At 63.9% G+C, this 8,110-nt stretch carries 10 protein-coding genes; 5 read left to right on the top strand and 5 right to left on the bottom strand.

Translation table 11 applies throughout. The annotated features are described in order from the left end of the window. Window positions 1–855: recombinase family protein (locus tag PIJ50_RS16165; protein ID WP_271976621.1), on the bottom strand; the 855-nt coding region annotated here is incomplete at its 3' end. Window positions 856–944: 89 nt separating this feature from the next. Then, complete coding sequence (locus PIJ50_RS16170) at window positions 945–1,262, bottom strand: recombinase family protein (RefSeq protein ID WP_271976623.1); 318 nt, start codon at window positions 1,260–1,262, stop codon at window positions 945–947. An 860-nt stretch (window positions 1,263–2,122) separates the two neighbouring features. Here PIJ50_RS16170 and PIJ50_RS16175 point away from each other — a divergent pair. Together PIJ50_RS16175 and PIJ50_RS16180 are read left to right on the top strand one after the other, a co-directional pair. Beyond that, entirely contained in the window at window positions 2,123–2,512 is a 390-nt protein-coding gene (locus PIJ50_RS16175) for a hypothetical protein (RefSeq protein ID WP_271976624.1), read from the top strand. A 46-nt stretch (window positions 2,513–2,558) separates the two neighbouring features. Then, window positions 2,559–2,993: a pPIWI-associating nuclease domain-containing protein gene (locus tag PIJ50_RS16180; protein ID WP_271976635.1), complete on the top strand. Its 435-nt coding sequence runs from the start codon at window positions 2,559–2,561 to the stop codon at window positions 2,991–2,993. A gap of 153 nt (window positions 2,994–3,146) precedes the next feature. Here PIJ50_RS16180 and PIJ50_RS16185 read toward each other — a convergent pair whose 3' ends face one another. Continuing rightward, a complete protein-coding gene (locus PIJ50_RS16185; protein WP_271976625.1) occupies window positions 3,147–4,049 on the bottom strand; it encodes a LysR family transcriptional regulator in 903 nt (300 codons plus the stop codon). A 101-nt stretch (window positions 4,050–4,150) separates the two neighbouring features. On the opposite strand from PIJ50_RS16185, the gene PIJ50_RS16190 reads away from it, so the two are divergent. Continuing rightward, window positions 4,151–5,452, top strand: a complete 1,302-nt coding sequence (locus tag PIJ50_RS16190) for an alkyl/aryl-sulfatase (RefSeq protein WP_271976627.1) — start codon at window positions 4,151–4,153, stop codon at window positions 5,450–5,452. Between the two features lie 43 nt (window positions 5,453–5,495). Here the strand turns inward: PIJ50_RS16190 and PIJ50_RS16195 are convergent, their stop codons facing one another. Together PIJ50_RS16195 and ftrA are read right to left on the bottom strand one after the other, a co-directional pair. After that, the gene (locus PIJ50_RS16195) at window positions 5,496–5,852 is read right to left on the bottom strand and encodes a cupin domain-containing protein (RefSeq protein WP_271976628.1); all 357 of its coding nucleotides are present in this window, start codon (window positions 5,850–5,852) and stop codon (window positions 5,496–5,498) included. A 148-nt stretch (window positions 5,853–6,000) separates the two neighbouring features. Beyond that, window positions 6,001–7,089: a transcriptional regulator FtrA gene (ftrA, locus tag PIJ50_RS16200; protein ID WP_271976630.1), complete on the bottom strand. Its 1,089-nt coding sequence runs from the start codon at window positions 7,087–7,089 to the stop codon at window positions 6,001–6,003. Here ftrA and PIJ50_RS16205 point away from each other — a divergent pair. Together PIJ50_RS16205 and PIJ50_RS16210 are read left to right on the top strand one after the other, a co-directional pair. After that, a complete protein-coding gene (locus tag PIJ50_RS16205; RefSeq protein WP_271976632.1) occupies window positions 7,088–7,483 on the top strand; it encodes a rhodanese-like domain-containing protein in 396 nt (131 codons plus the stop codon). The two genes, ftrA and PIJ50_RS16205, sit on opposite strands and share 2 nt — an antisense overlap. Next, a complete protein-coding gene (locus PIJ50_RS16210) occupies window positions 7,480–7,914 on the top strand; it encodes a GNAT family N-acetyltransferase (RefSeq protein WP_271976633.1) in 435 nt (144 codons plus the stop codon). Before PIJ50_RS16205 ends, PIJ50_RS16210 begins: the two co-directional genes overlap by 4 nt. The last annotated feature ends 196 nt before the right edge of the window (window positions 7,915–8,110 follow it).

Raw genomic sequence — 8,110 nt, forward strand, 5'->3', positions numbered from 1 at the left:
CATCTTCGCCTTCATCGACGGATGATACATCCCGTCCTCGATGGCCGACAGGATGCCCGCGATCTTCCGGTCGATCTGCGCTAGGTCACGTTCGGCCTTCGCACGCTCGGCGCGTCGGTGGCCTGCAGCCGCGTTGAAGGCACGCCGGAATTCTTCCACGAAGGCCACGATCAGCTCGGGATGCAGGAGGCGTTCCTTCAAACCTCCCAGAACCCGGTCTTCGACCTCCCTGCGCTCAATCGTCGTCCGGTTCATGCACGCGGCGTCGCCTTTGTTCCGAGCAGCACTGCATCCGTAGCGGGTCTTGTTGATCAGGGTGTAGGTCGCGCCGCAGTCGCCGCAGCAGACGAGTCCGGACAGGAGGTAGCCGGGACGCCGTGCCCGCTCGGGGCGCAGCCCGCCGTTCTGAACGCCGGCCGGGTTCATCTCCTCACGAATCGAACTCTGCCGGCCCTTCACGCGCTGCCACAGTGTGTCGTCGATGATCCGCAGATCGTGCACCTGCTCGATGATCCAAGCTTCGGGTGGGTTCGGACGCGCCTGGCGCTTGCCGGTCTCGGGGTCCTTCACGAAGCGCTGCCGGTTCCAGATCAGCTGCCCGATATAGAACTCGTTGTTCAAAAGGCCGGTGCCGCGCTTACAGTTGCCGGAGATCGTCGACGGTCCCCAGCGGCCGTCGCCCTTGCCTCCGCTGCGGGGAGCGGGAACTCCTTCCGCATTCAAGGCCGCGGCGAGCGCACGGGCGGAGAGGCCGGAGGCATAGCCCTCGAAGATGCGGCGCACGATGGCCGCCTCGTCCTCCATGATCTCGCGCTCGCCTGTGGTCACCGTGCCGTCGGAGCGCAGGGTCTTCACCGCCCGGTAGCCGTAGCTGATGCCGCCCGCCGACTTGCCCTCACGGACCCGGCCTTCCAGACCGCGATGGGTCTTCTGGGCCAGCTGTTTCAGGAACAGTGCCGATATCGTGCCGCCGAGCCCGATGTGCTCTCGTTGATCTCGCCCTCGGACTTCGTGACGATCTTCACGTCGAGGAAGCGCATCCGTTTGTGCAGGGCCGCGATATGCTCCTGATCGCGTGACAGCCGGTCGAGGGCCTCGGCCACCACGATGTCGATGCGGCCGTTCATCGCCGCCTGCTGCAGATCCTGAAAGCCGGGACGCAGGTGCGAGGCGCCGCTCATCGCCTCGTCCGCGAAGACCTCCGCCACCTCCCAGCCGTTGTCTTGGCACAGCTTCCGGCACAACCGCACCTGATCCTGCATCGACGCCGCCGACTGAAGATCCGTGGATTAGCGGGCGTAGATCGCGGCGCGGTGTGCGGGCATGTCAGTCCTCCGGATGCTGGGCCGCACGATGCGCGGCGAGATCGGCTTCGGCGGCCTGGCGGGCGAGCAGGCGGACGAGAGCGACCAGCGAAGGATGGGGCGGTTCGGGCGATCCGGCAAGGGGCATGGATGCGGAACCCTGCGCGGAACGGGGCGACCGGGGTCCGGTCGGCTCCTTTCCGGCGCTGTGGGTCCGCGTCTTCGGCACGCAAGTCTCTCCCGATCCGCGCGGAGCAGGGCTCCGGCGGTGATGATGGTTGGCGATGATCCGGAACAGGCTCCGGCGTCGTTGTGTTCATCATACCGGACGGGGCGGTCACAGGCAGAGCCCGCGAACGGGAGCGCACATCATGCAGGCCGGAAATGGTCGACTTCCTGTGGAGAAAGGGGGGCGATCCGGAATGACGGGGAGGCAGAGGGCGACAGTCCGGAGGCCGGCGGCGTTCGTCATCCCCGTACACGCCGAATTATCCGGATCTTACGGGAGGTGCTGCGTCAGCCCCAACACGCGCGCCATCGAAAAAGAATAAGGACACCCCGTTCAGGAACTCGCTCCGGGTCCAGCAGGATGCTGGCCGCAGGCGTCGTGGAATGGCTCCGCCATGGAATGACGCCGAGGAGGGGATCGAATGGGGGTATCCCCCTTCGCGAACTGCGATGTTGCAACCGGGGCCTGCCCCGGTTGCAACATCGCTAGTGAGTAGCGGCCTTCCGAAATCCGGATGGTTCGTGCGACAATTTTCTATGGGCGACCTTACCCTGAGAGGAACAGCTTCCCTTGTCAGGCCTGCTCCCTCATGAATGCCGTCACCCCGATCACCGCCGCAACCCCCTCGAGTTCTCTTCCGGAACCGCCGCCCGTTGTGCTGCGCTTCGACGGTCTCCACCCGGGCGATCTTGGCAGGGTTCGGATGCATGACAAGAGGACCGGCGGTGACCTCTCTCATGTGGATCCGAAGAAGACCGGGGAGAACCGTGTCGAGTTCGGTGCTGCCGGGTGGATCGAAACGCTGCGCTTCGAAATCGCGCGGGCGTCCAGGTCGAACTTCGAGAACCATATCGTTGCCCTCGACAAGAAATCCCGGAAGAAAGAGATTTTGGCGGTGAAGGACGCCGGACTTCAGGATCCGTGGCGTCGGTGCAAGCACGGTCCGTTGCGGGAAGGCATCCTGACGGTGACTGTTTGATCTCGAAACCGGTGAAGCTGAAGAAGTTGCAGAAGAGCCAAGCGGCATCTTAGGCTATCTTGGTGATCTTTCTGAGGATCTTCTCGCCCGCTGGAAGGGCGCGATGTTTGCAATGAGCCCTGCAAACCCCGATGCAGCAAGGCATTTTTGCACAAGTGCTAGAGAGATTTTTGCCGATATTCTTGAGGGATGGGCATCGGATGAAGATGTCTTAGCTGCAGATCCAGACTGTCAGATGACGCCCAACGGCAGCAAACCGACACGGCGTACGAAAATCCAATATCTCCTGTCCCTTAAGGGTGCGGATACCCCGGAGATGATTGGATTTGTCGAAGCTGACATTAACAACGTGATTGGTCTGTTCGGAGACCTAAACAGCGCAACGCATGGACCAGCCGGCAAATTCGAGTTTGCTAAGCTTCAGGCAATCAAAAAGCGGGTTGAAGGCGGCATTATGTTTTTGGCCACGATCGCAGCCTGAGTTTCAAGTCACGGTGAAAAACCTTTTTTGATCAAGGTTGGCAATTTACTTTTCCTTGGAAAAGAGCCTCATCCTCATCACCGCGAACGTCCGCAAAGTCCCACCCTCGTCCCGTGGCTTCCAAGCTGCCATCGCGAGCTCGGCCTGACGGCATTACTCAGTCTTCATCTCGAAGACGCAGGCGGTTTCGAGATCCGCCACCCGGTCCAGACAGAACCGGAGATAGGTGCGCACGATCGCCGAGGGGTGCCGATGGCGCGGATAGACGAGGTGAACCGCTTCCTCTGGCATGGGGTGGTCGTTCAGAAGCTGAACCAGCCGGCCCTCGCGGATGTGACTTGCGGCGATGAAGGGTGGGAGTTCGGTGACCGCGTCACCCGCCACGGCGCGCCGGCACAGGTGCTCGTAGTCGTTGGTGGCGAGGACCGGCGTCAGCGGCACGGAGGCTCGCCCCAGCGTCCAGGATCGGGGCGCCTCGGTGCCGGCGCCCCAGATGGCGCAGGGCAAGTCCGTGAGGTCGGCGGGCACGGCCGGGGTGCCATGGCGAGCGAGAAAGGACGGTGCCGCCACCAGCACGTGCCGCCAGGTCAGCACATGCCGCGCGACCATTCCCTCGTGCACGATCGCGCCCACGCGCAGGGCGACGTCGATGCCGTCCTCGATCAGGTCGAGCCGCCGCTCGGTCGAGTGGATGAACAGCTGGATGTTCGGATAGGCGCGCTGGAACTCTTCGATCAGGGCCCACCACGGGCGGAACGACTGCGGGAGCGAAAGGCGCAGCTTGCCGCGCAGTTGTGCCCGATCCTCCTTCAGCGCCTGCTCTGCCTCGGCCAGGGTGTCGATGCCGCGAACGGCGATCTCGTAAAGCCGGGAGCCGGCTTCGGTCAGGCGCGATCCCCGCACGGACCGCTCCAGCAACTGGACGTTCAGGTCGCGCTCCAGCTCGCGCATGCGGCGGCTGAGGGTGGGAAGCGGCACATCCAACCGGGCGGCCGCAGCCGACAGGCTGCCGGCCTGAACGACGATAACAAACATGCGGGCGGCATTCAGATCCATGGCCTGATCCTATCACCTGCGAGAGGCCGATGACCATCCGGAACAGGATGCTCTCGCCGCAAGGGGTGCTACGGTCTCTGCATGAACCAACCGGACCCGTCATGACCCACACGATCGACCTTCCGTCCCCCAGCAACGAACTGCGCGTGCATTCCAAGAACTTCCGCAAACAGATCGTGGAGGTGACGCGCGGTGTCTTCGTCGCGATCGGCTATTCGGCCAGCAACGTGACGCTCATCCAGGGGCGCACCGGCTCGATCATCGTGGACACCTCGGCCAATCCCGTCGATGCGGCGGCCATCGTGGCGGCGTTCGGCGACCGGCTGGTCCGGCCGGTTCATGCCATCATCTACACCCACAACCATCCCGACCACTCCGGCGGCGCGACGGTCTTCGCGGGCGACGACGCACCCGAGATCTGGAGCCATGAGCGTCTTGTCACCGGCGAGCCCGAGCTCGCGCGGGGCATGCGCGACGGTGGGGACCAGTTCGGCATCGCCCTGCCGGAGGACCAGTTCATCAACGCCGGCATCCAGCGCCAATACGGCCGCGAGACGCCGCACACGCGCGAGGGCTTCCTGCCGCCGACCCGCACCTTCGGCGGCCGCGAGCACGTTCTACACATCGACGGCGTCGATCTGCACCTGCTGCACACCCCCGGCGAGTCCGAGGAGAACACCGCCCTCTGGCGGCCGGGCCCGCGCGTGCTCCTCTGCGGTGACGACCTCTACCGCTCCTTCCCGAATCTCTCGCCCCTCCGCGGCGTCCGCCTGCGCCCGCCCGAGGCCTGGATCGCGAGCCTCGACCGGATGATCGCCCTCGGGCCCGAGCATCTGGTGCCGGGACACATGCAGCCGGTCCACGGCACGGCCGAGGTGACGGCGCTGCTCACCATCTACCGCGACGCGATCCGGTTCGTGCTGGAGGCGACAGTGGACGGCATCCGCAAGGGGCTAACGCCCGACGAGCTGGTGCAGCAGGTGCGCCTTCCCGAGGAGATGGCGCGCCAACCCTATCTGCGGGAATATTACGGCTGCGTCGCCTGGACGGTGCGCGGCATCTATGCCGACCGGGTCGGCTGGTTCGACGGCAACCCCGCGACCATGTTCCCGCTCGCCGCCCGCGCCCGCGCCGAGCGGATGGAGAAGATGGTCGGCGGTCGGGACACGCTGCTGGCGCATGCGACCGAGGTGCTGGCGCAGGATGATGCCCAGTGGGCGGCGGAGCTCGCCGATCTTCTTCTGGCGCTCGATCCCGCCTGCGACCAAGCGCTTTGCCTCAAGGCCGACGCGCTGGTGCTCCTGGCCGAGCGGCAGATCAACGCCCCCGCCCGCAACTACTATCTGACCGTGGCGGCAACTCTACGTAGACGAGCGGGCACGGAGAAACCTGCCTCCTGCTGAACGAACTTGTGTCGCTTCGGCACTTAGAGCCCTTAGCAGACCCTCACGGTATAGCGAGAAGAGCCGGGGCGTCTGCCCTGTCGCCCCGAGACGTAGGTGCCGAGATCACCAGGAAGATGACGTCCGAAGCGCTGTCGTTCCGGGCCTGATGAGGGGATTCCGCAGGGATCTCGATGCCGGCGCGCGCGGGCACGACATGGGTCGTCCCGTTCAGCTCCATCGTCAGGTCGCCGGAGAGCACGTAGAAGAACTGCCTCGCCTTCTGATGATAATGACGAACCTCTTTCGTGTTCGCAGGCATCCGCTCTTCAATAATGAGAAGGTCGCTCCCTGAAGCCAGAACCCAGCCGTCGCAATTACCACCCCATATGTAATGTTCTGCTGTTTGTGTGCTGATCATCGGCGGACCTTCGGAGTAACTATGGTCGTCCCCTATGGGCTTTGCACATGCTGATGCAACGGCATTCTGCCACACAATGCCGGATAGAAAGGTCAGCTTAGTCATCCCAACGCGGCCAAGCGCAACTGGAGCACCGAACCAAGAGGCGTTATACGAGAGTGACTTTTTCCGTCGAAAGGAAGTGTCGCCGGTAGGCCGCAGGTGGTAGGCCAGCCCGGGTGCGAAAGTGGTGACGCAACGCATGGGCAGAGCCAAACCCGACGGCCTCTGCAACCGCCTCGATGCCCAGACGGCCCCCACATAGCAAGGCCTTGGCGGCTTCCACACGTTCCGCAGTCAGCCAGTCTCCGGGTGTCATGCCGGTCGCGTCCCGGAAGCGGCGGAGGAAGGTGCGAGGACTCATCCCGCATTCCGCCGCCATGCGATCGATCCGCCAGTCTTGGTCCAGCATTTTGCGAATCCGGTCGAGGAGGGGTGCGATCTGACCGCCTTTGTGCACGGGCACAGGCCGTTCGAGAAATTGAGCCTGCCCGCCCGTCCGATGAGCCGGGACGACAAGGCGGCGGGCGACCGAGTTGGCGGCCTCGGCTCCGAAATCCTGTTTCACGATTTCGATCAGCAGGTCGATCCCGGCTGCGCTTCCGGCAGAGGTGAACACTTGACCGTGGCAGCGGTAGAGCGATGCGGCGTCCACCTCGATCATGGGAAATCGGGCGCGGAGCACATCGGCATAGCGCCAGTGGGTAGCGGCCACCGCTCCGTCCAGAAGCCCGGTCGCCGCCAGAACAAAGGCGCCCGAGCAGATCGACACCAAACGCGCACCGCGGGCATGTGCCGCACGAAGTCGATCCGACAGCGCTTCGGGCACGTCAACCTCCGCACCCTTCCACCCCGGCACCACGATGATATCGGCCTCGTCCAGCAGATCCGGCCCCCGGTCGGGCGTCAGGGTGAAACCGCCATGTGCGCGCAATGGTCCGGGCTCGATCGCGCTACTGGCAAAGCGATACCAACCCGGCCCCATCTCGGGCCGGTCCAGCCCGAACACCTCGGCCACGATCCCGAATTCGAACGTGCAGAGGCCATCGTAAAGTAGGGCTGTGACCAGAGGTCCCGTCGTCTTCGGGCGCGGAGACAGGTTTGGCGTGATGTTTACGGAGACTGTCATTTCCGCCAATTGCCACAAAAGCCGCCGCCGGGCCATACCGTCACGACATTCGAGAAAGGCTATGTCCATGACCTCCGCCGTTACCGCGATCCCCGCTGCCCCGAGCGATGCCGCACGAGAGCATTTCGCCGTCGAGTTCACGTTCGAGACGGATTGCTGGGACGTTCATCACGCCCTGTCAAAAGAACCGGACTTCATCCTGCTGGATGTTCGCAGCCCCTCCCTCTATGCCGCAGGGCACATTCCCGGCGCGGTGCTTCTGCCGCATGGCAAGATCACCCGCTCGAAGATGAGCGCGTGGCCCGATGACACCTTGTTCGTGACCTATTGCGCGGGACCTCACTGCAACGGGGCGGCGCGCGGTGCGCTGCGGCTGGCCGAACTGGGACGTCCTGTGAAGATCATGGCAGGCGGTATAACCGGATGGCTTGATGAAGGCTTCGAGTTGGCGACGGACGAATGATCATCCGGCAGGCGGCACCGGACGACGGTGCTCAACTCCTGCCGATGATCGGTGATCACGCCGCCTTCGAGCATGGTGTGGCGACGTTGTCAGCATGGGCTTTGAAGCAGGTGCTGCAGAACCCTGATCCCCCGGTTTATCTGTTCGTGGCAGAGAGCGAGAAGTTGGTCGGCTATGCCGCGCTGACATTCGATTACGCGATCTGGCATGGAGCCCGGACGGGGCATCTGGATTGCCTATTCGTGACCGCGTCACACCGGGGGCTGGGGATCGGCAGCCGTCTACTGCAACTCGTCATGCGGGCCGCACGGGATGCGGGGGCCACCTGGCTGGAATGGCAAACGCCACGATGGAACATCGACGCGGCGGAGTTCTACCTGCGAAACGGTGCAGATCGATTGGACAAGGAGCGGTTTCGCTTGTCGCTGTGAAGGTCCCGTTTGTTCCATCCCATGCCATTTCTGCGGGTCACAGGCCCGCCACGGGCGCGGGGTCCGCTTATGAGAGATTGTGTTAAAAACACCTGTTGATCGCGGGGTTTGGCCCTGATTGTCAATCGGCGCGCAAAACTGACCCCTTATCGGCGCCCAATATTGACCCCCCTGATGCGGTTTGCGCGGGGCCTGA

This window comes from Falsirhodobacter sp. 20TX0035, from assembly GCF_028307215.1.
In the GTDB taxonomy this organism is placed as follows: domain Bacteria; phylum Pseudomonadota; class Alphaproteobacteria; order Rhodobacterales; family Rhodobacteraceae; genus Falsirhodobacter.

Coding starts and splice junctions, on each gene's coding strand:
- PIJ50_RS16170 (WP_271976623.1), bottom strand. CDS start 1,262: ATGCAGGATCAGGTGCGGTTGTGCCGGAAGCTGTGCCAAGACAACGGC.
- PIJ50_RS16175 (WP_271976624.1), top strand. CDS start 2,123: ATGAATGCCGTCACCCCGATCACCGCCGCAACCCCCTCGAGTTCTCTT.
- PIJ50_RS16185 (WP_271976625.1), bottom strand. CDS start 4,049: ATGGATCTGAATGCCGCCCGCATGTTTGTTATCGTCGTTCAGGCCGGC.
- PIJ50_RS16190 (WP_271976627.1), top strand. CDS start 4,151: ATGACCCACACGATCGACCTTCCGTCCCCCAGCAACGAACTGCGCGTG.
- PIJ50_RS16195 (WP_271976628.1), bottom strand. CDS start 5,852: ATGATCAGCACACAAACAGCAGAACATTACATATGGGGTGGTAATTGC.
- PIJ50_RS16205 (WP_271976632.1), top strand. CDS start 7,088: ATGACCTCCGCCGTTACCGCGATCCCCGCTGCCCCGAGCGATGCCGCA.
- ftrA (WP_271976630.1), bottom strand. CDS start 7,089: ATGGACATAGCCTTTCTCGAATGTCGTGACGGTATGGCCCGGCGGCGG.
- PIJ50_RS16210 (WP_271976633.1), top strand. CDS start 7,480: ATGATCATCCGGCAGGCGGCACCGGACGACGGTGCTCAACTCCTGCCG.